The following is a 24,580-nucleotide window of genomic DNA, read 5'->3' as shown; positions in this document are numbered from 1 at the left end:
TGTAGCCCGGTGGTGAATTTATATTCATTTTGCTTGAGCTAAGTTATGTTTCCAATAAAATATTAATAATTCTTTTATCTGGAGTCACAGTAGCGGGAGTGCTTTAATCCCTCTTTTTGAAATCAATATATTAATAGGAAGAAATACGACTAGATTAACGTTAATAGATAAATACACTGTTAAAAAGCTTGTTAGCTATGTAATTAAAATAGCAAATTTCCCTTATTGGAAAAAATAACCTCGTTGTTAAATTTTTGTTATTACCTTATAATTTTCTAGAAACATATGAAATGTTATGAATAGGAGAAAAGTATGAAAAAACTGTGGACCATTTTAGTTTCATTTACGTTGTTACTTAGCTTATTCCCCCAATTAGCATCGGCAGCACCAAGCAAGAATTTTGAGCGAGAACTAACAAAATATTTAAAAGAGGTGAGCCTTGTCAGGGGTTTTGAAGTGACGAAGGATGACATAGAAACCTCTCTTTCTTTTTACGATGAAAGTATTGAGAACTTTGAATCTATTGGTGATCTAAAAGAAGCCTTAGGTGAAGTTATTAAGGCTGATTTAAGTAATTTAGATGTCATCTATGATGATTATAATCTAACTAATGAGAGCCTAATTAATCTATTACAAGAAAATGGCGAGGAACTTGACGATTATATCTTTATCTGGGACCTCGATGAAGCTGTTTATTTCTATACAGAAGAGACAGAAGAGGGCGATTTTGAACGCGATCCGAATTTTGACAAAGAATTAGTCAATTATTTAGCCAAGGTTAGTAAGGAAAGAGGCTTCGAAGTAACACAAGATGATATCGAAGCGTCATTGGAACTCTATGATTTTAGTACGGAAGAATTTGAATCTGTCGAAGAGCTTAGCGAATTCCTAGGTGACGTCATAAAGGAAGATCTAAGCAACTTAGATTATTTTAATGAGAATTATGGATTGGATAAACAAGCCTTGCTTCAAATGTTAGAAGAAAATGGTGAAGATATTAACGATTATATATACATAGATAATCTTGAAGAAACTGTTTGGAACCTTACTGGTGGCGGGATGGATGGCGAAGTTGCCGAAGATCTTCTTCCTATTTTCGAGCAGGAACTCGGTCTAACGGAAGAGGAATTGCAGCGGCTTGAAGACCACATGATGTCTTTGGAAGACCATCTTTCCAACCCGGAAACAGTCAAGCAACTTGAAGAATTGGGCAACCGTATGATGGCTTTCGAGGAATTTGATGTTGCAACCGAGCTTACAGCTGAACAGATAGCTGAAATGGCCTCAATCTATGAAGAATTACTGTCCATCTTTAAGCTTAATGTTTCCTATTCCCTTGTGAAAAGTGGCTCGGAATCACCTGTAACCCTTATGGATTTAATGAAATTGGAAGAATTGAAGGGTGCTAACCTGAAAATAATGATATATAATACTGACGGGAAGTTCTTGGCTGATCTGTTAATAACAGGTGATATGGTCGATTCTGATACTCTTACCAATGCAGGCGGACAAATAAAGGAATCTGCCAAAGAGGTACAAAAGACCATTGAAAAGGCACCAGTTGCTAAACCAGTAAAACAAAAGATCAGTGCCCATACTAATTCAGAACATCAAACCGTAAAAGGTGCTAAACTGCCAAATACCGCTTCCAATTATTTACCTAGTGCCCTTTTAGGACTAGTTCTTGTCTTGTTCGGAAGCTTGATGTATCGAAAAATCAGGAAAGCTTAATATGAAACAATTAAAGAAAAAGCGGTTGTTGCTGCTTTCTTGTACAATTGCCATCATTTTATTTGGGATTTGGTTTTCAACATCCAATATGTATAAGTTTGCAAAAGGCTACTTTCTTTACAAGACTCATTCTCCAAGTAGTCAAGGGAATGAAACAGTCCAGAAAACACCAAGTGATAAACCAGCGGGTAATAAAACAACAAAGAAAGAGCTATATCCTGTCCGACCTGAAACGGGTGAAGAAATCGGGGAATTGTATATACCCAAACTAAAAACAAAACTCCCTATTTTCCATGGCACGAATGAGGATGAATTGGAAAAAGGCGTTGGTCACTTTGCAGGAAGTGTGCTACCTGGTGAAAATGACAATTCCGTTCTTTCCGGTCATAGAGATACGGTATTCCGTAAACTCGGGCAAGTGGGCGAAGGAGATTTGTTGATAGTTAGAACATCGGCAGGAGAGTTCACATACAAAGTCAACAAAGTTCGGATTGTGGATGAGGATGATCGAACCGTAATCGTACCAAAGCCACGGGCAACGCTAACCGTCAGTACCTGTTACCCTTTTGATTATATTGGGTCAGCACCTGAACGTTATATACTTGTCGCGTATTTGACTTCAAAAACAGTAAGTTAATCAAATGTACTAAAACAAGAGTCCCAATAAGGAAACCCTATTGGGGCTCTTTTAATTTCTATTTAGAAAAGAAAACGAAGGTGAAAGTCATTATAACCAAATGAAAAAACATCGATATCGATATTTTTTCATTGCCAATTTATTTATATTATTATGTTACTTTATTACTCACTGAAGTGGATTTTAGTATTTTATGATGGTAAATATAAGAGCCGGCTATCAATATATACCCGATAATGAAAATCAGCCATCCACTGACAGGGTCGCCCACTGAAATGCTTGAATACATAGCCCCCGTCAGATCAAATACAAAACCGGCATAAGCCCATTCCTTGATTCTTGGAAAACCTGGAATGAGTATTGCCACGACACCTAATAATTTGGCAATCCCAATAAAGGGCAGGAGGTAAGTAGGATAACCTAAATGATTAAATAAAGCGACTGCATCGGGAACAGACATTATATCCGGAATAGAACCCAAAACCATTAGGGCCACCAAAAGTCCTGTGAAGATCCAATATATAATTTTTGTTTTTTTCATTTATTCTCATTCCCTCCCTTAGATTGACATTTTAATCATATTCCACTTTTCTTTTTTTAATGCATTCTAAAAAAACCTTAATCTTAAACAGTTGTTGCGCAATCCTCTAGGAATCGCGCTTGACTGTAGGATAACTTGAAGAAAAGCGAGTTTGCCTGCAGTTATTTCTTGAAAAATATTCATTTGATTTCAGAAATCTGTTCCCACAAGGTGACAGCTGAAATCATGGGTATAGTACGAACTCACGAGTAAATAGGGTGAATTCACGAGTAAAACAGCAAAACTCACGAGTAAATAAGCCGAATTCACGAGTGAATGGCCGTAACTTACGAGTAAACGGACCAAACTCACGCGTAAACGGCTCGAATTAATGGGAAAACGTACAAAATCCCGAGTACAGTACAAGCAAGATGTATATCGTAAGGGAGCACTTGTAAGTACAACTTTATCTTAAATAGTTTATTGTCTTAAAAGAATTGATTATAATGACGCAGAACCCGACACAGGATATCGTGATGAGGGAATACATTAACTTTAAGTCTTTCAATATAATGATTCCCGCGATTACTATGAGAGAATCAATGATAAAAATAATAATTCCAGGATTGGTTGTTGTGGTTTTAGATATTAATAGTGCTAGTAAATCCACTCCACCGGGGCTAATATGTTGTCTCAGCATAAAACCGACACCAATCCCAATCGTCATTCCACCGATAATGGCACTTGTTATGATCGGCAGGTGAACCAAACCGTTTAGTGGTATTAGCCAATCAATAATGGTTGAAGTGAAAACTAACCCAAGGATGGCATTAAAGAAATAAGACTTATCGTATAGAAGAGATAGAAGGTATATGGGAATATTGATCATGATCATGGTATGTCCTACCTGGATTCCCCAAACATATTTGATTAATAAACTTATGCCAAATATCCCGCCATTTATTAGATGAATGGGGATAATAAATAAGTTAAGACCTACTCCAATGCAAAAACTTGAAAAAAGCAGCGAAACAAACTTTTTCATAAAAAAATTCCCCTTGTCCAAATCATTATCTTAAAATATATGAGAGGAATCTAAATATATACTTAGCTGATTGGAAATTACGATTGCTATTTGTTCTTCATAAGATATTTTTAATTCACTTGGGAGTAAGCTAATCAAAGTAAAGGCCTTCTCGTTGAGGCCATGATGTAATTAGGGCAAAAAAAAAAGAGACACTAAAAGAGTCTCTTTTTTTTGCCTTGTTTTCATGGGGCAAGTCAGTTTAATAATATAAGAATTTTTTTTACCTTGGAAAATAGGTTGGATTTAGCCTTTTTTATTCAAGATGTTTTTTTTGATAGGCGATTTGTAATGGTATCTTCTTGTGGTGAAGTTTGCCGTATATAAAAGGCCAGAATGAATGCAACTATGGTCAAACCTGTTGCTATCATGAATGCATCATCCACTCCCATTACGCTGCCTTGTTTAATGGCCATCGCCATTTGTGATGTATTATCCGGTGATATGTTCCTTTGAGATAAGATTTCCTGAACATGTTTCGTTCCTTGGTTTGTCATGATGGACACAAAGAATGCCATGCCAACAGCACCTGCCACCATTCTCAATGTATTGACCATTGCTGTGCCGTATTTATTTAGGCTAAGTGCCAATTCATTTAATCCGGCTGTGAAGATAGGCATCATCAGTATCGACATTCCGAACATTCTAATCGTATATACCCACACCACATAAGAATAGGACGTATCTGTTTGAAGCCGCGTTAAAAGATAGGTTGTAATGATAGTGATGGCAAGTCCGCTCACCGCAAGCCATCTCGCACCAAATCGATCAAACAGCTTACCTGTGATAGGGGACATGATCCCCATTAAAATCCCGCCAGGCAATAGCATGAGACCGGATTCCATCGGAGTGAAGCCACGGATATTCTGCATATAGATCGGCATGATGATCATTCCAGAGAACATACCCATAGTTGCGATGATGTTGATGATTGTCGTTAAAGTGAACATCCGGTACCGAAAAATTCTAAATTCCAAAATAGGATGAGATACAGTAAATTGCCTCCAGACAAATAAAACTAAACTGATTCCTCCAACAAGGAACATCGTCAGTACTTCGGGACTGCCCCATCCCTTGGTACCGCCAGTAGCAAATCCATATAGAACCCCGCCGAATCCGATAGTGGATAGAATTACACCCAGTTTGTCGAGTTTAGGCCGGCTGGTTTTCCCTACTTTTTTAATGATGAAAATGGCAAAGATGAAGTCAAGCAGGGCAAATGGGAAAATGATAAAAAACAGAACCCGCCAAGAATAGTTTTGGATAATCCAGCCTGATAGAGTAGGTCCTACAGCTGGGGCAAAATTCATCGCGATACCAAATATGCCCATTGCGAAACCGCGTCTGTTAGGCGGAAATAAAGTGAAGATTACATTTGTGATCAACGGGAACAAAATCCCCGCACCTGCTGCTTGAACCACACGTCCGATCAATAAGACGGAGAAGCTGGGTGCAATTCCGCATAAAAAAGTTCCTAAGGCGAAGAGTCCCATCGAAGCTAGATATAATTGTCTTGTATTGAATCGTTCCATTAAGAAAGCGGTAATCGGGATGACAATCCCATTGACCAATAAGAAGATAGTAGTAAGCCAATTCGCTGTTGCAGCTGATATGTCAAAATGAGTCATTAATTGAGGCAATGCGATATTGATTAAAGTCTGATTTAAGAAAGCGACTAGAGCACCAGCCAGCATCACCGCAAACATGGGACCTGTACGTACTTTAGTGATGGCTGTTTTGTCGTGATTCATTATTATGGCACGTCCTTTCCGCTAGGATAGTACAAATTGTACTGTCTGCTATGTTTAAAAGTTTTAATAACTAATTCGTCTCACGAAGCATTAGTGTAAACCCACCTATATTTTCCGATAAAATACACCATTTAAGGAGATTCACCTCAATTACGGCTTTTTTGAGGTGTTTATTCTTTATTAACTACTCACTTGATAATAGTTCAGGATACAATATCTCTTGGAAATCCCCCAGGTTAACATCCATTCTACAGGTATATCATATTTCAAACAATAATCACCAATATAATACTTACCATGTATAGAGAGATTTTTGCACTGGGAATAAATACTTTAACATTTTACCATTCGTATTCACTAAAAAACAGTTAATTAGTAAAAAGGTGTGATGAACAATAAAATCATGCCTTTTCCGTATTTTGAGAACGGATGTTTTTTAAATATTCAAAATAATGATTGCAATCAATGTATTAGTTAATTATAATACAAAGCATAACAAATAAAAAGACATTATGAGGGGGTGAAATAATTGAATATTGCAGGGATGAATATCACTTTTAGGCATTTCCCTTTTCATTTTTTTTTGGATTGCATGGACAACCTTGGGATTAATAGCATTGAATTATGGGGTGGGGAGCCACATTTGTATGTTTATCGCAACATATTAGGAAATATAAGGAGTTTGAGAAGGGAAATTAAGTCTAAAAATATGAAAATCATCTGCTATACTCCAGAACAATGTATCTATCCTTATAACATTGCATCCTCGGATGCTCATTGGCGAAAAAAAAGCATGGAATATTTTATGGAGAATCTTTATGCCGCGCTGGAGTTAGACACAAACATGATGCTTATCACTTCTGGAATAGGGGACTTTTCTGTCTCACAAGAGGAATCATGGAAGTATGCAAGTGACTCAATCTTTCAATTAACCAAAGTAGCTGAGAAGGAAGGTTTGATTCTTGCTTTAGAGCCATTGACAAAATATGAATCCAATCTGGTAATTGACTCTAAGGGGCTAAAGAAAATGTTAGAGGAAATCCAATCTCCTTCGCTAAAAGGAATGATCGATACAGTTTCCATGCAACTGGCAGGTGAAACACCTGATGATTACTTTTCCTTTCTTCCCGAATTAAGCCACTTTCACCTAATCGATGGAGATGGTCAATCAGATACGCATTTGGCACTAGATGATGGTGTTTTAAATTGGAGGGAATATTTAACGAGTCTTAAAAGCCATCGTTACAAAGGAAGTTGCACTTTAGAGATTATGGGATCAAATTATTATCAAAATCCAAGCGATGCAATCATGAAATCTATTGAAAAAGCAAGGGAATTGGGAATTTAATCATCTGATTTGGAGGAACTCTTTATGAGTAATGGCACACTTACACGAAAACTGGGTTTTTGGTCTGCTCTGGCTATTGCTGTTGGAACTACAATAGGGTCGGGTATTTTCGTCTCATCCGGTGATGTTGCAAGGGCTGCGGGTACTCCTTCCATTTCCATTCTAGCCTGGATAATAGGCGGGGTGATTGCCATTCCGCAAGTAATGGTGCTGGCGGAGTTATCGACAGCATACCCCCAAAATGGAAGCGGTTACGTTTATTTAAATAAAGCTGGGTGGAGGCCTTTGGCATTTTTATATGGATGGGCCACTTTCTGGGCGTTGGATCCTCCATCCATATCGATTATGGCTTTAGCGATCGTTTCTTATTTAGCAACCTTTTTCCCATTTTTCTCAGGGGTTGCCGGGAAATTATTGGGTATTGCGATCATCCTGCTCATCACATCGATTCATTATCGAAGTGTGAAAGAAGGAGGTCTTATCCAGGTCATTATCACGGGTATCAAGATCATTCCTTTCCTGATAGTCATTGTCCTGGGAATTATGTACATGAACCCTGATAATTTTGGTTATGCTCCAGGACCTGGTGCCCAAAATTCAAGTTTAATAGGTGGTGTATCTGCAACCACATGGGCATATACGGGAATGGCTGCGATTTGTTTCATGGCTGGGGAGTTCAAAAATCCAGGGAAAATACTTCCACGAGCTCTTATTAGTTCGGTATTCATCGTGTTGGCTTTATATACGCTGTTAGCGGTTTGTGTCATCGGTTTGATGCCATTTGAAGAATTAATCAGCTCCAATGCGGCTGTTTCTGAAGCTGTAAAATATATTCCGGGATTATCGGATATTGCATCATCATTCGTGGCCATTACGGCGATTATTGTTATCTTGGGTTCGCTGAGTTCTTGCATAATGTTTCAGCCCCGACTTGAGTACGCAATGGCAAAGGACGGACTATTCTTTCAACGTTTTGCAAGAGTTCATCCTAAATATGAAACTCCTAGTTTCTCCATCATCGTTCAGGTTACATATGCATGTATACTTGTGTGCTTCAGTAATTTAACAGTGTTACTTGGCTATTTTACACTCATTCAATTGGTAATTAATATCATGGACTTTGCCGCTGTTTATAAATGCCGTAAAAGGGATGATTATAACCCAATCTATCGTATGCCAATGTGGAGGTTAACGACAGTTTTAGCTATTCTTGGAGCATCATGGCTGGCTTGGGGAACATTTACTTGGGCGCCTATTCAAGGAGTGATTGCAGCGCTGATCGTCATCGCAACAGGTCTGCCGGTTTACTATTATTGGGAAAAGAAATATGGATCAAAGAGAAATAACGACAGCGATATCGTGGCTTAGCAGAATGATAAGGGGAGTTAGTCCTTCTATTGATAAACCAAGTTAAAATTTAAAATAAAACAATTGTACAAATCATTATGTTTAGATATAATACAAGACATAACAAATAAACAGGGATATAGGGAGGAAGCTGTTGATGCTAAAGTTTGATGAGGAGTTATTTCTTAATCTTGTCGAAAAAGAGGGCCTTGCTTTTAGAGGCCAGATTGAAGAAATCGTAGATGGAATCACAAAAAGGGGCTACAGCAATATTTTCCTTATCGGTGCTGGCGGCACCATCGCCATGATGTATCCATATGAATACATTTTAAAATCAAATTCTACCATTGATGTCCATGCAGAAATTGCTGCTGAGTTCATGGTGATGAATCATAAGCATTTCAGCAAAGATTCAGTCTGCATTTTTACATCTGTATCCGGGACTACTCAAGAAACAGTTGCAGCGGCTGAGTATTGTAAAGAAAATGGGGCGACTACAATCGCTTTAGTTGCAGAGCCAAATACTCCGTTAACACAAATTGCAGATTACTGTATAACGACCGGTTCTGAAACGCACTCTTTTGATACTTTTTTTATGCTTTTGTACATGGTCGTCTTCCGTTTCATGTATAACAACGATGAATTCCCACAATATGAACAATTCACGAAGGAGGTTTCTCTACTTCCGCGTGCAATTCTAGATGCAGTTAAATCTTTTGACAAAAAAGCAGAGGAATTCGCCATTACACATAAAGACACGGATTACCACATGATGGTCGGTTCTGGTAACCTATGGGGAAACACTTATTCATATGCCATGTGCATTTTAGAGGAAATGCAATGGATCCAGGCGAAATCCATCCACGCTGCAGAGTTTTTCCATGGAACGCTTGAACTTGTTGTAGAAGATACAAGTGTTATTTTACTTAAAGGGGAAGATGAAACTAGACCGCTGATGGACCGTGTAGAGAGATTTGTAGAAAAAATCTCAAAAAATATAACGGTTATTGATACCAAAAGCTTTGAAATGGAAGGCATCAGCGAAGAATTCAGAAAGCACTTTTCAGTTAGCATCAACTGGTCAGTATTAAGTCGAATCAGCGTATACCTTGAGCGTGAAAGAAATCATCCATTAACACTTAGAAGATACTATCGCCAAATGGAATATTAAGATAAGTGGAGCACTACTTAGTAGTGCTCTTAAGTTTAAAGAAAGCGGGGGAAAATGATGAGAACGGTTACAGTCGGAGATAACTGTATGGATATCTATCAAAAGAGCGGGGAGGTCTATCCTGGCGGTAATCCTTTAAATGTGGCTGTCTATTTAAAAGGATTAGGTGCTGACTCTGCATATATCGGCTGGGTGGGATCCGATCATTACAGTGAAAAAATGGTTAAAGCGATACAGGAAAAAGGCGTTGATATTTCTCATCTTTCGCGGAAAGAAGGAAAAACAGCTGTTACCTTTGTTGAAATGGTAGGAAATGACCGCAGGTTTGGAGAATACGACGAAGGTGTCATGAAACATTTCTGCTTAACGACGGAAGAACTCCATTACATTCAAACATACCAACTCATACATTCAGGGATTTGGGGACATGCGGATAAGTATTATTCCATATTTAAAGAAAATGGAATGCTCACGTCTTTTGATTTCTCAGATCAGCTAGATCACGATTTAGTGAAGACTTTACCGCAGTTTGTTGATTATCCTTTTTTCTCTTATACGAAGGATGATGCTTTTATCCGCCAATTTTTAAATGATGTAAAAAATCAAGGATCTAAAATTGCGGTCGCCACTTTAGGTGAAAATGGTTCACTTGCCTATGACGGCATTCAATTTTATCAATGCGGTGCCGTTGAAGCGAATGTGGTGGATACCATGGGTGCGGGGGATTCCTTCATTTCCGGTTTTATTTATGGATTATTGAAAGGTCAATCTATCGAAAATTGCTTAGAAATGGGCACAGAGTCTGCTGCGAAAACAATAAGCTATTTCGGTGCGTGGTGACTGGGACAGTAAATCATGTATAATAGGTAGTAAATAATAAATTTTGACGGATAAGGATGAATTTAATATGAATTTAAATCCTTCAACCCCCCAGCCACTATATATGCAAATAAGGCAAATGTTGAAGAATGATATTCAGAACGGTAAATACAAACCAGATGAACAGATCCCAACCGAAGCAGAGCTTTGTGAAACTTATAACGTTAGCCGAATCACCATACGGAAAGCAATCGAGGAATTGGTGAAGGAAGGAACACTGACACGTATTCCGCGCAGGGGTACCTTTGTTACCTCTAATAAGTTTCATAATGAGTTGTTATCCATAAGTGGATTCTCAGAGTTTAGTCATCAGCTTGGGAAGATACCGAATTCCCGGATTTTAAGAAGTGAGGTCATAGCCGCACCAAAAGATGTTGCAGGTCATCTCCTCATTGAAGAAGGAAGTCCGGTTCTCGAACTTGAGCGACTCATGTATGTAGATGAGCGTCCGCTTTTCTATGATACCGCTCATTATTCGTTACTCCGTTTTCCGGATTTGGAAAAGAAGATTGCAAGGGATGAATCAACTTATAAGATCCTATTGGAAGATTACCATACCGAAATAGTCAGTAACGATAAAATTATAGACGTGATTGGTGCTACAAAAAACTTTGCTAAATATTTAGAATGCGATATTGGCGCAAATTTATTTAGAATAGTGAAGATTGCTTTCGATGCAAACGACCAGCCTGTTCACCTCTCAACGTTCATGTGTGAAACCAACAAGGTCAATCTGACTGTTCATCGGGCAAAATAGGTCATGCCATTAATTTGGCATGACCTATTTAAACATCTAGTTTTGATTTTCCTCCTCCAAACTTTCTTCTTTGATCATCGCATTTAAAATATCCTTACAATTAAAACATAAGATATTCTTGTTATCTAAAAGAATACCGTTCAGAAAACCAGCCGTACAATACACATCATGTGCACAGCGAACACAAGAGCCAACTAGTTCATCCATCAATACATCCCCCTATTCAGGAAATGGTATATAGTTTGGTGTTCTATTTTGTATAAAGGTATAGACCAAAATCTTGCATAACGGAAGTGTGCCCCATTTGCCGTAACATGGTAGCTATATTGCCACGATGATATGATCCGTGAGTGACAACGTGTAATACCGATTCGGAAATGGTAGTTTCAAGCGACCCAGCATATGGGTTATCCACAACCATTACCTTTTCCATATCCTCTGTACTCAGAAGTGCTTTGTTTCTTTCGTACAAGTCTATAAATATTTTTTTCATTTCCTCAATACTTTTCTTTTCCACCTCTTTTTTTAATTCACTAGAAGATGCCATTGCTTTATCCATACTTATACCAGAGATAATATCAAACCACATGTAATCTGTGAGATAAATGTGAGACAACACTTTTGATACCGACGAAAAACCACTCTGAATTTCCTTATGGTAAATGTGTTCTGGAAGTTCATTTAACCGATCGATGATGACTCCATTTGCCCATGCGTGGTAGTTATACATTTCTAATACTGGCTCGCGGTGATTCATTAAAAAACCTCCATATACACTAGTTTTTTCGTATTGGACAATTTATGCAATAAGAACAAAAGTATTCAGATGAATTCAATACAGTATATTCATTAATATGCTGTTCTCTAATTTATATAACAATTCCTTCTGATGATTCTACCGGTATATGTGCTCCTCAAATGTAATATATATAATTAAGATGTATAAAATGAATGGATGGTGGAGCATAACATATAGGCATTTTTTCATGCAGGAAAAGAGCTCCCTATATCGAATTGATAGTAAAGGAGATGGTAATATGAATCTGAGGATCAAATATAGGCTTTATATCCATGTAGACGGAAAACTTATTCCAGAACAGTATGACCGATACGAGATACTAAACGTCAGAGAAGGTATAGATCCAAATGATACTAAGGATTACCAAGAGCTTATTAAAAAATTGAGTATGTCGATTAATCGGCCCTTAAATGAATTTGAAATAAAAAACTATGAAACAATGTAAGTGCATCCCTTCTGGAGGGAAATGAATATTTCTTTTTTGAATTTTTCTCCTTCATTACAACGAAATTCTTAACGTTTATAAGTGTAAATAAGAGAACCGTTTATAACCTGTAGCTTGCTAAATGATCCTCCTCCTTATAATAATAAATGTAAAAATATAAGGAGTGAGGAGATTTATGAACAAATTTTTCCAACCTTTATCAGTAGATTTTTGGTTTTTTTGGAAATCAAAACAAAATGATTTTTAAAACGTGAATAGGCTATCTGGATCCAACAAAAAGTACATACTAATGCCGATGTTGCCAAAGGATTTGTTTGACCAGTGACGAATTTCTTGAGGCATAATAAAAAATCACTCGAAAATTAGAAGATGTACCTTTAGCGTATATGCCTGGGAATGCAACCCTTATTCGTGTGAAAGCCGCTGGTGATTTAGCCCAGTCTGAAATGAATAAAATGGTGTAGTCTAGGCAGGGGGGAAGGAGCTTTTCATTGAGCGGAGGAAGCTTCCTTGTAGTTAAATAAGTGGAAAAAGCCACGCTCTGGGTAATTGAAATTCTTCTTCTCTGAAATTTTTATAATAAAAGGTAAAAAATTGCTTCAATGGGAGAATGGGTGAATTAATTGTATGTTACATTCATTCTAAGAAGGTAATAGATTGTTTGTTTCATGAATGAAAAGGTGTGAGTATTTGGATTTAATTGGGAATTTAGTAGCGTGCGCTATAATTGGGGAATGGATGAGGCATAAAACCCCGTCTACTCTTGCTGAATAGAATCATGTTTAGAAAACAACATCAACACCTCAGGTTTTCATACTTTTAATTTAAAACAAAAATGACTCTAGGCAAAAGTGTTCTATCTAAAAGGTAAGACAAAGTTGATTGGAGCGGGTGTACGAGACTCCTGCGGAAAAAGCGCGTCTAGGGGATACCCGCAGGCGAAAGCCGAGGGCCGACCGTCTTCGGAAAGCGAGTGCCCTACGTTCCAATCGACTTCCAAATTATACAAGTCATAAAAATAGACAAACTCAATTTTCATCGAGTTTGTCTATAGTCTGAGCCCCTCTCCATTAAGAGGGGGTTTAACTTGTTCTCAAGTATTTTTCAATGATTCAGTATATACTTACAATGTTTCATCCTGCCGTGCATTTTTTTGTAAAAGATCACGGATTTCCTTTAAATATTGCTCGGATGCGGGTACCGCTTCCAATACCTCTTCCTCGGTCTCTTGTTTTTTTCTAATAAGAGAATTCGCTACCTTCATAAACATGAAAATCGCAAATGAAATGATCAAGAAATCAATCACTGCTTGGACAAATTGACCGTATTGAACAACTGCTTTTCCAACTGGGAAAGATAACGAAGAAAAATTTACCCCACCTAATAAAATTTCTATTAGCGGTGTGATAATATTTTCGACTAGTGATGAAACGATTTTCCCAAAAGCAGCACCCATTACAACAGCTATTGCAAGATCGAGAACGTTTCCTTTAGTAATAAATTCCTTGAATTCCTTTATCATTGTAACTACACCTTTCTTTTGTCAATTGATAAAAGCATAACAGAAACATGGTGAAAATTGAATAGTGTAAGAGGCATCCTTAATACCAAAGATGGACCATCCAACCGTTTAATCATTTGAATCCTTTAATATAATGCCAATCACAACACTCCGATCAAAGGAGATAAAACGTTGGAAGGGCAGAACGGGAACGACTATGGCGTCACTTTTCAATGTCACGCAAGACCGTTTTCACCAACTTGAGGAAGGGGGTGAATATAAATGTATTCGTTTGGCGATAATTATATTATTGTACTACCCCCTAAGTGGTACTCCTCCATTGTTAAAAGCCCTTCTCTTAATTGAGAGGGGTTTTTTGTTTTGGGATTTGTTAAATGATTCTTGTTAATAGGAGGTATTTGTACTGAACTTAGATCGAATTGGATTTTTTATACTTTTTTCCAACCAACAATATAAGAGGGGAACCTATAATGCTTGGAAGAAACCAAAAAATTAATGGGTTCCATTCATTCAAGATAGTAATATTGGATACATTCACTACAAGAATTGCTGTACAAATAGCGATATAGGAACCGAGCATCCCGCTAATATGAGAGGCAATCCAGTTTTTCCATTTCTTCTTACCAGCTACATAGCCTATAAGTGCAAAAGAATATGAAAATATTCCAATGAAAAATAAATATGCGCTGCTTTCCCAATTCAATATTGCCATTGTCAGGGATGTGACAAAGACTACAACATATGCACTGTGATAAATTTCACCACAAATTGTATGCATACCTCTTCTTTTCTTTGAAGACATAGCACCTATTCCACTAATAAGACATATTACTCCAGCGCAAATGTGAATGAATAGAATGGTCTTAAAGATAAGCAACCTTCCCTTCGTTAAATAATCTTTATCAAAATGTAACAAATTAAATATTTATTTTATTATAATACAAATATTCACCAAAATATGAATGTTAATTTTCAAAGAAAAAATCAATTCAGTTATGGCAGATGAGTTTCCATACAATGAAGCTTCCTTTGCAAAACGGACAGGCGCGGTGTTCGTTGCGGAAAATCGTTATTTAATCTGGTTTTTATGTGTTAATTTCTATATTAGGAATATAGGGTCAGTGCGGTACTCAAAGGGAAGTCTGTATCGTCCTTATTAGGGAAAAAGGAGGATTTTACGTTTCATTTGGAGAATATTTTGACAAATGGGGGTGGATTATTTGAGTGAACAGGATTTATCTAGAGAGGATATTTTTAGAATGATTGTTAAGCATCTTGATGTATTTCCGTTGACTAGTATAGAGGCTATCAGAGAAGTGATCAGGAGTTCTTTAAATCAAAGAGGCTTGATAGGGGGGATAACCAAACAAACAGGAGCTGCTACATATAACCGGAAAATATCAGAACAGGATATCCAATTAATAAATGATTGTATTTGTGACCTTTTAAATAGCCGCGTTATCCAACCTGGTATTAATGAAGTTAATCAGGAATTACCTTGGATTTCTGTTTCTGATAAAGAGAAACTTAAAGCTATGGTGAACTCCCAATCTTAACTTTTCAAATATAAAAGCCCTTCTCTATATCGAGAGGGGCCCATTTTAGGTTAGAATTTCTTTATCCTATAATTGCAATTTTCTAAATCCGTCAAACTCAATTAATTGTATTTGTTAACCTGTAAGGTGGGATTCAAACATATCGATAATTTCAAGGAACCGTTCGGCCTCACGGAAAACGTGATCAGCCAGAAGTGGATGGATAATGCTCTTGATTTTGCATTCTTCGATTAAATCCCTGGCCGTTTTCTTAAAGTCCCGAAGTGATACGACGGAAACACGGTTCTGATCTAGAAATTGATCCAGAAGAGGGGCGGTTTGTGATTGCGGTTTCATGGACTCTAAGTCTACGGCTTGAAAGACTAATTGATCAAAATCATTACTGAAGTTTCGCGCCATATCCACCAGCTTTCTTTCCGATGGATCAAGGAGATGTCCGATGAATTTTGCATGATCCGCCATGATTCTTAAAAAGAAAACATTTTCTTTGATGATCGCATCTGCAAGAGGTTTCAATTTACCCTCATTTAATTCTTTTAATCGTTTTCTAAAATAATTGGCTTCCCTGCTTGTATGGTCAACTAATAGCGGGAAATTGTTCGCACCAGGCAATTTACACGTTAGTATTAATCCCAATACTTTTCTTTTAAATAAAAATATGCCTGTAGCAGCTTGCTGCACCTCCGAGTTAAATCTCCTGATCTGTTCGGGATCAGCTTGATTTGTTAATGAATGGGATTGCTGTTCTATCCGTTCAAACAAATGATAAAACTGATTAGCTTCCTCAATTAGCTGTGTATCCTCACATCTGAAGCCCAGTCTTAGAAATAACGAGTGTTCCTTCATTATTCTAGACCAAAAACGAATCTCATCTAAAGAGCGCGCAACAAACATTACCGAGTTATTCCTCATATTGGCTTCCTGTATGTTCTCACTCATAACTAATGCCCCCTTTTAACAAATCCATCATTAAAAGCATATTAACGAGGGGGCATTATTATTCTGTTCAAATTGCAAATCGTATCATTACCGATATCCTTTTAATACCTCAAACCAATGTTTTTTGTTTTCTCTTGTAGGAAAAACACCGTCATTCATCCATGTTCTTGAAGAAAAGTAAGCGAGTATAAAGGAAGGGAATGGATTTCGAACTGAGGGGTGTACAAAAATCCTGGCCGATTTGAGTCTTATCTAAAGGCTGTTTTCACATACTTTGTTGCTATTTACCAGGTAGTGAGTTGTGGTTGATTTCCCCTCCAGATGCTCGCTTTCCGCGGGGCGGGCGGTGAGCCTCCTCGGCGTAAACGCCTGTGGGGTCTCACCTGTCCCGCTGCTCCCGCAGGAGTCTCGCACTTCCGCTCCAATCAACCTTAAATAGTTTCGTTTAAAAACAACAATCTTTACGAAAAGAGCCTATCTAAAAAACCCTTAGACTTAAATCATTCTAAGGGTTTCTACATTTAATTTATCCGTTTCAATAAGTTAAAGTTGATAGTCATTTGTCAGCAATTTCATTTATTTTTTTCGTAAGCTCATTAAACTTTTGGTCGAGTTCTGTGTACGCTTTATCGTTTGGAGTCATAAAGCTAAGCTTTCCTAAAACTTCTTGTCTTTCTGTTTCAAGCGTTAATCGCAGTTCTTCCAGATCATCTCTTTTTAAGGGGGATTCATACAATTGCTTTTGTATGCGATTATTTGAAATGACGAGTTTGCTGCTTGTCGTTTTTTCGAGAAAATATCGATCATGCGAAACGACGAGAAGCGTTCCGGTGTACTGAGCTAAGGTATCCTCAAGTTGTTCCCGTGAAGCTAAATCCAGGTGATTTGTCGGCTCATCCAAAATGAGCACATCTTTTTCCTCTAATATATATTCCATTAACTTACATTTCACTCGCTCACCCATACTCATATTCTTAATCGGTTCTGTCCAATGGGATACCGTGAAGCCTAAATGCTTCATTAAAGTTTGAACGTGCCCTCTAGACTCGAAAGTTTCTTTATGAAATAGCTGGGCAGGTGTTAGTTCAAGTGGTAAATCAAACACTTCCTGTGTCAAATAGCCTATTTTTACAGATGGTGAAATCCATACATCGCCTTCATAAGTTTCATGTCCAAGGATTATTTTTAATAATGTCGTCTTTCCGCTGCCATTGGGACCTATTATGGAAACCTTCTCACCATGTTGAATCGTGAAATTGACGTTTTTAAATAGTGTTCGACCGTTAAAAGACTTAGTTAAATTCTTAACTTCCAAAAAACGTTTTCCCATCTTGTTTTTTGCATTAATTGAAAAGCTTACAGTGTATTCAGGTTCAACAGGTTCAGTTTTTGCTTTTTCAAGCTCTTTTTCAAGACGCTTTTGTTTAGACTTTACCTGTGCATCCATGCGCTTTGCTTTTACGCGATAGTATTCCTTAATCCCTTCCTTTTTGGTCGATTGTGAATGGGCTTTTTTTGACCAAGAAGTGATTTCTTTCATTTGTCCCTCAATCCGTTCAACCATTTTTTGCTGTTTTTCATATTCACGTTGTTGTGTTAGTCTTCTCTGTTTACGAACCTCCATATAACTGGAATAATTCCCTCTGTGCTCAATTAGCTTTTTATCTTCAATCGACCAAATTTTCGTTGCTACAGCATCCAAAAAGTAACGATCGTGCGAAACAAAAATGATGGTACCTCCATAATTTTTAATTTGTCCTTTGAGGAATTCTAAACTTTCCTCATCAAGGTGGTTCGTCGGTTCATCTAATAGTAAAAGGTCAGCATCTTTAGAAAGTCCTTTTGCTAACCGGGCTTTCAGTTTTTCTCCCCCGCTTAATTGTGGGAAGTCATGGCTTGGTACATGCATTTTATCAAGTAATTTAACTTCTGAGGGCGTCTTATCTTCTGAAGAATGGGACTCGACTTCTTGTTCAACCATAAAAACTTTCACGTCTTGCTGCAGCCATTGGATTTGTCCATGTGCAGGCTCTAAATCATTGTTGATTAATTGCAACAACGTAGATTTTCCGGCACCATTTTTACCAATGATACCGATGATCTCACCTTGTTGAACTGTAGCATTAACTTTTTCAAAAATGTTCTGGTCCAATACTTCATAGCTTATATTGGTTAATTTTAAAAGTTCTTTCATATAATCCATCCCTCTCTTTAGGGAGAATAAAAAAAATCCTCCCAGTTCATATGGAAGGATTAGTCGTACCTGTGCATTATCAAATAAGAGCTATTTTCACAGCTCTAAAATTTATAGAAAATGGGCAGACTAATCCTATTTTGTATGATTTGAAATATGCGATTTCAAATTTAAAAAATAAGATTAGTTAATCATCGGCCACCCATCATCCCTTCTGATATTAATAAAATCAGTATAGCATAAAATAATCTTTGAAAACAAAAGGAAACAGCATAATACTTTGCTTTAATCTAAATTTAAGGCTGTTTTCACATACTTTGTTGCTATTTACCAAGTAGTGAGGTGTGGTTGATTTCCCCTCCAGATGCTCACTTTCCGCGGGGCGGGGGGAGAGCCTCCTCGGCGTAAACGCCTGTGGGGTCTCACCTGTCCCGCTGCTCCCGCAGGAGTCTCGCACTTCCGCTCCAATCAACCTTAAATCGTTTCGTTATAAAAACAACAATCTTTACGAAAAGAGCCAAATTTAAAGATATAAAATTGTTTTAACTCAATCAAATATCTTATTATAAGGGGGCAGTGGGCAACAGGACTGCATTTTTCACTATATGATGTTTTTATAAAGGATATGTTAAAATCATAAAACATTTACCCCCATAGGGTTGTTTCCTTAAGGAGGACTTTAATATGGAATATATCAAGGGAATCGATGTTTCACATTGGCAAGGTGCTATAAATTGGGGGGAAGTTGCAAAGGCAGGCGTGAAGTTCGTTTTCATTAAAGCAACAGAGGGAACGAGTTATTCTAAGCTATCCTATTTCAAAGAAAATGCACCACTAGCATTGGCAGCGGGATTGAAAGTCGGGGCCTATCATTATGCAAAGTTTGCAACTGTTGCAGAAGCAAAGGCTGAGGCTGCTTATTTTTTAGATTCAATCAGCTCTTTTGCTTTAAATTACCCTGTTGTTCTTGATCTTGAGGAAAATAAAAAAAAAGCAAATAAAAAAACGCTGACCGATGCCGCAATCGCTTTTTTAGCTGCCATTGAAAAAGCTGGATACACGGCTATGCTGTATACTGGTAAATACTTTCTTGAAAATACTTTAGATGAATCAAGGTTGAAGAACTACGCTTTTTGGATTGCCAGATACAACACGACGTTGGGGCGCAGCACGGACATTTGGCAGCATTCTGATACAGGTCAAGTAAGTGGGATCAGCACAAAAGTGGATTTGAATATAGCCTATAGGGATTTTACAAATACCATAAATACTTTTAGGACTGACGAACCCCGTGCATTGAAAACTGAAACAACCAGAACTTATACTGTAACAAAAGGCGACACACTTAGCTTCATTGCAAAAAAACATAAAACAACCGTAAACTTGCTTGTCAGTCTAAACGGAATTAAAGACCCAGACAAAATTTATATCGGTCAAAAATTAAGGTTGAAATGAGTAAAGGAACTTTTTAATACGAGGGGTATGGGTTCTATCAAAAGGTCAAAACAAAGTAGAAGGGAGCGGGTGTGAGACTCCTGCGGGAAAGCAAGTCCAGGGGAGACCCCACAGGCGCGAAGGCGCCGGGGAGGCTTCCTGGAACGCCCGCGGAAGGCGAATGCCTGGAGAGTAGATCAACGTACAAATTGTACAAAACCTTAATTTACTTTAGACAAACTGGCTCTTCTTTTTAAAGAGGAGCTTATTTTAATGGATATTATATTTCTTTAAGTTCGTCTATTGCTACATCTGATCTTTCCTCTAATGGGCCTCTTAGATGTACTGTAGCCGTTCTTCCATCTTCATTTAAATTATCAATCCAAACTGAAGTTCCATTATATCTAACCTCAATGTCAGATGAAGAAGAAAGAATTTGCTTTATACGCTTAGCATCCATATGAATCCCTCCCTGTTAATTAGTCTTCCTATTATTTAGGAAAAGCCTTGATTTTATTCATTTGATTAAGGTTGCAACTTTTTAATTAAGCTTATGAAAAGATGAGAATTCTTAATCTTAATAATATTGAGTTAAATGAAAGTGAATATGCTTTTGTAACAAATATCTCCCCACTATTGCTGACGCCAGGAACATCACAAAAAGTTTTACAGAAATATCATTTAATGGCAGAATAGGAATTGAGTTGGTGCTTTTCGAAGTGCGAAGGTGTAAATCCTAACTTTTCCTAATTGGAATGAAGTCTTAGCATAAAAGAATATTATAGAGCTGATTGGACGGAAGGATTGAATAAGGAAGAAGAGAAGATGGGACAATATTGGAGGAGAAAGTGTTGTTGGGTTTGAAGTCATATACGCATTCTTTTCATGCTTTTAGGGGGGTATCATGGAACTATCGTTATTATTGGAATATGGCTGGGTGTTAATTATTCTAATTTTTTTAGAAGGTTTATTATCTGCTGATAATGCATTGGTTTTAGCCATAATGTCAAAGCATTTACCAAAAGAACAGCAAAAAAAAGCGATTAATATTGGGTTGCTTTTGGCTTTTATATTTAGGATTGGTGCAATCTTCATCATTTCGTACCTTTTCCATGTTTGGCAAGTTCAAGCCATTGGGGCTGCATACCTAATTTTCATTTCATTAAAGCATTTACTAAAAAGGGACCATGGTGACAAAGAAAAAAAAGGGAAAAGCTACCGTATGACCGTTGCGCAAATTGCATTGGCTGATATTGCTTTTGCTATTGATTCCATTTTAGCTGCAGTCGCTCTTGTGATAGCCTTGCCAGATACGCCAATGGGTGATATAGGAGGTATGGATGGGGCAAAGTTCATTGTTATTTTATTAGGGGCCATTGCAGGTTTAATCGTCATCCGGTTTGCGGCAGGATACTTCGTCAAGGTACTGACGGATCGGCCTAGCCTCGAAACGGCAGCCATGTTAATCGTTGGTTGGGTAGGGGTTAAGTTATTAATGCATACCCTTGCACATCCAGCCGTGCACATTATCTCTCATGATTTTGTTGAAGGACCGATTTGGAATATAATCTTTTGGTCAGTCATGCTTCTTATCGCTATAGGCGGATGGTTTTTATCTGGAAAAACGGTGGAAAAAAGTGAAGGTAAATAAAGTATATTCTTTTGTAATAAATAAAAATTTCCAAAAGACCGAAAAAGATTTTTCGGTCTTTTTTTGGTTCTTTATAGATCGGTAATATTGACACATCATCATAAAAAATCAGTAATTCACTCTTACTTCAATAGGCCTAACCGAAAACCATAAACGACTGCCTGTGTACGGTTTTTAGCTTTAAACTTTGTCATTAAACTGCTTACATAATCTCTAACGGTATGCTCGCTTAATTGCAGCAAATCGGCCATTTTTTTATTGTTATGGCCCTCAGCCAGCAGATATAAAATCATGGATTCACGTTCCGTCAATTGTATGTCGGTACCAATTGATACCTCATCATCCTTTCTTGATAAATATAAACCGAGTCTTTTTCCGACTTGTTCTAGTAAAGTCATTTCATCCATTGAATAATCGAATTCCTCTCCTAATTGATCAAAGGTCAGCCAGCCGAACACTTGCTGGTCATGAACAATCGGTACAAAAATGACAGATGAAAGATTAAATAGCTGTATATGTTCCTCTTTAATGTAAATATGGGGATTCTTTAAAAATACCGGCTTTTTTGAATTGAATACCATGGATTGCTTGGAGCTGACGTGTCCCCTCATACTCTGAACTTTTGGCAGTTCGGATCCAATGGCGCCGTGAAATTGATTGGACCAAGGAATATAAGCATAAAAAACACATCTTTTATAGTTAAAGAAATCCTCACATTTTTTTAGGATAAAAGCAAAATCCTTAAATCCTGCTGAGATAATTAAAAGTTCATCTAATTGGTCCAGTAGCTGCAGTCTTTTAAGTTCTGCATTCTCTTGTTTGGTTTTGTGGTGTTGCTCCGGTTCGTCGCCTGTCCACTTGTTATAGCTATGGATGAGATGAGAGAAAATGGATAATAGGAACATAAGGATGGAAAGGGTTTGGGCATGTTTCAGGTTTCCCAATGAGGTAACGATGGACTTTTCAAAGATCAATCGGAACATGCTGAAATGATTATCCTTTAAAAGGGGTAAATGTGATTGGAGCCAAGTATCCAAATGCTCTTCGTATGTGTCTTTTATGTCGTCGATATTTGGAGCGGATAAAAATCGTAAAAATGATTCCAGTAATGTTTGTATCATCTTACGTTCAGGTTCTAATATGAAGGGCTCTAGATTCAAATGAATATTGATATTTTCTTCAATCCTTTTGTTATGACTTTTTATGAATAATATGAATTGCTGAAATGTTATTTCTTCATGTGCATGAAAGGGATGAGCCATGTGAATTCCTTCTCCTAAAAACAAAATACCCTATAAAAAGGGGAAACTAACCCTATTATTATACAGCACTTTATAGGATAGTAATTCAAATTGTAAGGAGTAAAATAAATGTATGAACACAGAATGAAGCTATTTTGTGGCCATTTTATTTCAACATTGTCATCAGCTTTTTGTTTGTATAAGAATGGTCGTCCAGGGAGAACCTCTAGGGATGGAGATTTTCAGGTGCTCAAGGTATCTGTACGAATAAGAAAAGGAGATCTGGTAATATGATGAGACTTGGAAACAAAGTGGAAATCATTACAGGCGGGGTACCGGAATCGGGAAAGAAACGCATTGTTATTTCCTACGGAGGGAGCAAAAATGGTCATCACTGACATCAACCAGGAATCCGGTGATCAAGCTGTGAAAGACATTCGGGCAATCGGCGGTGAGGCCGTATTCACCCGTCATGATGTCAGCAATGAAGAAGATTGGAAAAAGGTTGCAAAGGAAACGATCGAAACTTTTGATAGGCGGACTATGCCTTTGAACAAACGGGCAGTTCAATAGATGAATTGGGTAAAGAATTCCCGTTGGGACATCTGGGCAGCGTCAATAATGTGGCGAATACAGTGCTTTTCATTGCCTCGGACGAATCTTCCTATACGAAAGGTAAACTGAATTTGTGATAGACGGCGGAGCGACTGCTCGCTAAAACCTAACTTTCTAGCGGATATTAGAAACTAAAAACTAAGGAGTGTTTAGATATGAGATTAGAAAATAAAGTGGCAATCGTAACAGGGGGAGCAAGCGGGATTGGAGCAAGTACGGCTAAATTATTTGCAGAAGAAGGAGCAAAGGTGGTCATTGCCGATTTTGCTGATCATGGACAAGCGGTGTCAGAAGAGTTAAATGGAAAAGGGCATGATACTCTTTTTGTTAAAACGGACGTGACGAATGAAAATGACGTAAAGAATATGATCGAAGAGACGGTTAACAAATATGGAAAACTGGATATCATGTTCGCAAACGCAGGAATTGCCAGAGACGGAAACATTCATGAGTTAAGCTACGAGCAATGGCAAAAAACGATTGATATTAATTTATCGGGTGTCTTCCTATCCGATAAATATGCGATAGAGCAAATGCAAAAACAATCTACTGGAGGCGCCATTGTCAATACAGGCTCCATCCATAGCCATGCAGGGAAACCGGGGGTAACAGCCTATTCTGCTGCTAAAGGCGGGGTCAAACTATTGACACAAACATTAGGTACGACTTATGCGAAAGATGGCATCCGTGTTAATGCCGTTTGCCCTGGATATATTGATACACCACTTATTGCCGAAGCACAAGGTGAAATAAGACAAGGTTTGATCGATTTACATCCAATCGGCCGTTTAGGCAGAGCGGAAGAAGTGGCTAAAGCCGTTCTCTTCCTTGCAAGTGACGATGCATCATTTGTTACTGGCACTAGCCTAATTGTCGACGGCGGTTATACGGCAGTATAAAAACGTGTAAGGGTTAATAGCTGGTTCTATCAATCAGTCAATTTCGTTTGATGTGATAAT

General features: G+C 37.7%; 25 protein-coding genes. 13 read left to right on the top strand and 12 right to left on the bottom strand.

Going from position 1 to position 24,580, the window contains the following annotated elements:
* Positions 1 to 312: 312 nt before the first annotated feature.
* Both J7I90_RS23080 and J7I90_RS23075 read left to right on the top strand, forming a co-directional pair.
* A complete protein-coding gene (locus tag J7I90_RS23080) occupies positions 313 to 1,731 on the top strand; it encodes a processed acidic surface protein (RefSeq protein WP_214773926.1) in 1,419 nt (472 codons plus the stop codon).
* 1 nt (position 1,732) lies between these two features.
* A complete protein-coding gene (locus J7I90_RS23075) occupies positions 1,733 to 2,368 on the top strand; it encodes a class D sortase (protein ID WP_214773925.1) in 636 nt (211 codons plus the stop codon).
* A 151-nt stretch (positions 2,369 to 2,519) separates the two neighbouring features.
* Here the strand turns inward: J7I90_RS23075 and J7I90_RS23070 are convergent, their stop codons facing one another.
* The 4 genes from J7I90_RS23070 to J7I90_RS23055 form a co-directional block, all read right to left on the bottom strand.
* A complete protein-coding gene (locus J7I90_RS23070) occupies positions 2,520 to 2,909 on the bottom strand; it encodes a DoxX family protein (protein ID WP_214773924.1) in 390 nt (129 codons plus the stop codon).
* A gap of 189 nt (positions 2,910 to 3,098) precedes the next feature.
* Complete coding sequence (locus J7I90_RS23065) at positions 3,099 to 3,260, bottom strand: hypothetical protein (RefSeq protein WP_214773923.1); 162 nt, start codon at positions 3,258 to 3,260, stop codon at positions 3,099 to 3,101.
* Positions 3,261 to 3,354: 94 nt separating this feature from the next.
* A complete protein-coding gene (locus J7I90_RS23060) occupies positions 3,355 to 3,933 on the bottom strand; it encodes a YitT family protein (RefSeq protein WP_214773922.1) in 579 nt (192 codons plus the stop codon).
* A gap of 299 nt (positions 3,934 to 4,232) precedes the next feature.
* Positions 4,233 to 5,723, bottom strand: a complete 1,491-nt coding sequence (locus tag J7I90_RS23055; RefSeq protein WP_034313176.1) for a DHA2 family efflux MFS transporter permease subunit — start codon at positions 5,721 to 5,723, stop codon at positions 4,233 to 4,235.
* 529 nt (positions 5,724 to 6,252) lie between these two features.
* On the opposite strand from J7I90_RS23055, the gene J7I90_RS23050 reads away from it, so the two are divergent.
* The 5 genes from J7I90_RS23050 (at position 6,253) to J7I90_RS23030 (ending at position 11,225) form a co-directional block, all read left to right on the top strand.
* A complete protein-coding gene (locus tag J7I90_RS23050) occupies positions 6,253 to 7,071 on the top strand; it encodes a TIM barrel protein (protein ID WP_214773921.1) in 819 nt (272 codons plus the stop codon).
* Positions 7,072 to 7,095: 24 nt separating this feature from the next.
* On the top strand, positions 7,096 to 8,439 hold the full coding sequence (locus J7I90_RS23045) for an amino acid permease (RefSeq protein WP_214773920.1): 1,344 nt from the start codon (positions 7,096 to 7,098) through the stop codon (positions 8,437 to 8,439).
* 136 nt (positions 8,440 to 8,575) lie between these two features.
* Entirely contained in the window at positions 8,576 to 9,589 is a 1,014-nt protein-coding gene (locus J7I90_RS23040; protein WP_214773919.1) for an SIS domain-containing protein, read from the top strand.
* Between the two features lie 57 nt (positions 9,590 to 9,646).
* Positions 9,647 to 10,429, top strand: a complete 783-nt coding sequence (frlD, locus tag J7I90_RS23035; RefSeq protein ID WP_214773918.1) for a fructoselysine 6-kinase — start codon at positions 9,647 to 9,649, stop codon at positions 10,427 to 10,429.
* A 67-nt stretch (positions 10,430 to 10,496) separates the two neighbouring features.
* Positions 10,497 to 11,225 carry a GntR family transcriptional regulator gene (locus J7I90_RS23030; RefSeq protein ID WP_214773917.1) on the top strand — a complete coding sequence of 243 codons (729 nt, stop codon included), beginning with the start codon at positions 10,497 to 10,499 and terminating at the stop codon, positions 11,223 to 11,225.
* A 36-nt stretch (positions 11,226 to 11,261) separates the two neighbouring features.
* On the opposite strand, the gene J7I90_RS23025 is transcribed toward J7I90_RS23030, so the two are convergent.
* Entirely contained in the window at positions 11,262 to 11,432 is a 171-nt protein-coding gene (locus tag J7I90_RS23025) for a hypothetical protein (RefSeq protein WP_170946962.1), read from the bottom strand.
* Between the two features lie 43 nt (positions 11,433 to 11,475).
* A complete protein-coding gene (locus J7I90_RS23020) occupies positions 11,476 to 11,982 on the bottom strand; it encodes a DinB family protein (protein WP_214773916.1) in 507 nt (168 codons plus the stop codon).
* A gap of 190 nt (positions 11,983 to 12,172) precedes the next feature.
* Here J7I90_RS23020 and J7I90_RS23015 point away from each other — a divergent pair, with 190 nt between their 5' ends.
* Positions 12,173 to 12,469: a hypothetical protein gene (locus J7I90_RS23015; protein WP_214773915.1), complete on the top strand. Its 297-nt coding sequence runs from the start codon at positions 12,173 to 12,175 to the stop codon at positions 12,467 to 12,469.
* 1,123 nt (positions 12,470 to 13,592) lie between these two features.
* Here J7I90_RS23015 and mscL read toward each other — a convergent pair.
* Positions 13,593 to 13,991: a large conductance mechanosensitive channel protein MscL gene (gene mscL / locus J7I90_RS23010; protein ID WP_214773914.1), complete on the bottom strand. Its 399-nt coding sequence runs from the start codon at positions 13,989 to 13,991 to the stop codon at positions 13,593 to 13,595.
* Positions 13,992 to 14,400: 409 nt separating this feature from the next.
* A complete protein-coding gene (locus J7I90_RS23005) occupies positions 14,401 to 14,868 on the bottom strand; it encodes a DUF2306 domain-containing protein (protein WP_214773937.1) in 468 nt (155 codons plus the stop codon).
* Positions 14,869 to 15,211: 343 nt separating this feature from the next.
* Here J7I90_RS23005 and J7I90_RS23000 point away from each other — a divergent pair, with 343 nt between their 5' ends.
* Entirely contained in the window at positions 15,212 to 15,547 is a 336-nt protein-coding gene (locus J7I90_RS23000; RefSeq protein WP_214773913.1) for a hypothetical protein, read from the top strand.
* Positions 15,548 to 15,661: 114 nt separating this feature from the next.
* On the opposite strand, the gene J7I90_RS22995 is transcribed toward J7I90_RS23000, so the two are convergent.
* Complete coding sequence (locus J7I90_RS22995) at positions 15,662 to 16,486, bottom strand: DUF2935 domain-containing protein (protein WP_214773912.1); 825 nt, start codon at positions 16,484 to 16,486, stop codon at positions 15,662 to 15,664.
* 556 nt (positions 16,487 to 17,042) lie between these two features.
* Positions 17,043 to 18,680, bottom strand: coding sequence for a ribosomal protection-like ABC-F family protein (abc-f, locus tag J7I90_RS22990; protein WP_214773911.1), 1,638 nt, complete (start codon positions 18,678 to 18,680; stop codon positions 17,043 to 17,045).
* A gap of 684 nt (positions 18,681 to 19,364) precedes the next feature.
* Here abc-f and J7I90_RS22985 point away from each other — a divergent pair.
* Positions 19,365 to 20,135 carry a GH25 family lysozyme gene (locus tag J7I90_RS22985; protein WP_214773910.1) on the top strand — a complete coding sequence of 257 codons (771 nt, stop codon included), beginning with the start codon at positions 19,365 to 19,367 and terminating at the stop codon, positions 20,133 to 20,135.
* A gap of 259 nt (positions 20,136 to 20,394) precedes the next feature.
* Here the strand turns inward: J7I90_RS22985 and J7I90_RS22980 are convergent, their stop codons facing one another.
* On the bottom strand, positions 20,395 to 20,574 hold the full coding sequence (locus J7I90_RS22980; protein WP_048679567.1) for an H-type small acid-soluble spore protein: 180 nt from the start codon (positions 20,572 to 20,574) through the stop codon (positions 20,395 to 20,397).
* A gap of 444 nt (positions 20,575 to 21,018) precedes the next feature.
* On the opposite strand from J7I90_RS22980, the gene J7I90_RS22975 reads away from it, so the two are divergent.
* On the top strand, positions 21,019 to 21,765 hold the full coding sequence (locus J7I90_RS22975) for a TerC family protein (RefSeq protein ID WP_214773909.1): 747 nt from the start codon (positions 21,019 to 21,021) through the stop codon (positions 21,763 to 21,765).
* Between the two features lie 122 nt (positions 21,766 to 21,887).
* Here the strand turns inward: J7I90_RS22975 and J7I90_RS22970 are convergent, their stop codons facing one another.
* Positions 21,888 to 23,027, bottom strand: a complete 1,140-nt coding sequence (locus tag J7I90_RS22970) for a LuxR C-terminal-related transcriptional regulator (RefSeq protein WP_214773908.1) — start codon at positions 23,025 to 23,027, stop codon at positions 21,888 to 21,890.
* 363 nt (positions 23,028 to 23,390) lie between these two features.
* On the opposite strand from J7I90_RS22970, the gene J7I90_RS27560 reads away from it, so the two are divergent.
* Positions 23,391 to 23,579 (top strand): Rossmann-fold NAD(P)-binding domain-containing protein, encoded by a 189-nt coding sequence (locus J7I90_RS27560; protein WP_251025433.1) that lies wholly within the window; start codon positions 23,391 to 23,393, stop codon positions 23,577 to 23,579.
* Positions 23,580 to 23,776: 197 nt separating this feature from the next.
* On the top strand, positions 23,777 to 24,520 hold the full coding sequence (locus tag J7I90_RS22960) for an SDR family NAD(P)-dependent oxidoreductase (protein ID WP_214773907.1): 744 nt from the start codon (positions 23,777 to 23,779) through the stop codon (positions 24,518 to 24,520).
* The last annotated feature ends 60 nt before the right edge of the window (positions 24,521 to 24,580 follow it).

The sequence above is a fragment of the Bacillus sp. ISL-57 genome (assembly GCF_018613135.1).
GTDB classification, from domain to species: Bacteria; Bacillota; Bacilli; order Bacillales; family DSM-1321; genus Peribacillus; species Peribacillus frigoritolerans.
This window is presented reverse-complemented; position numbering and strand designations above follow the sequence as displayed.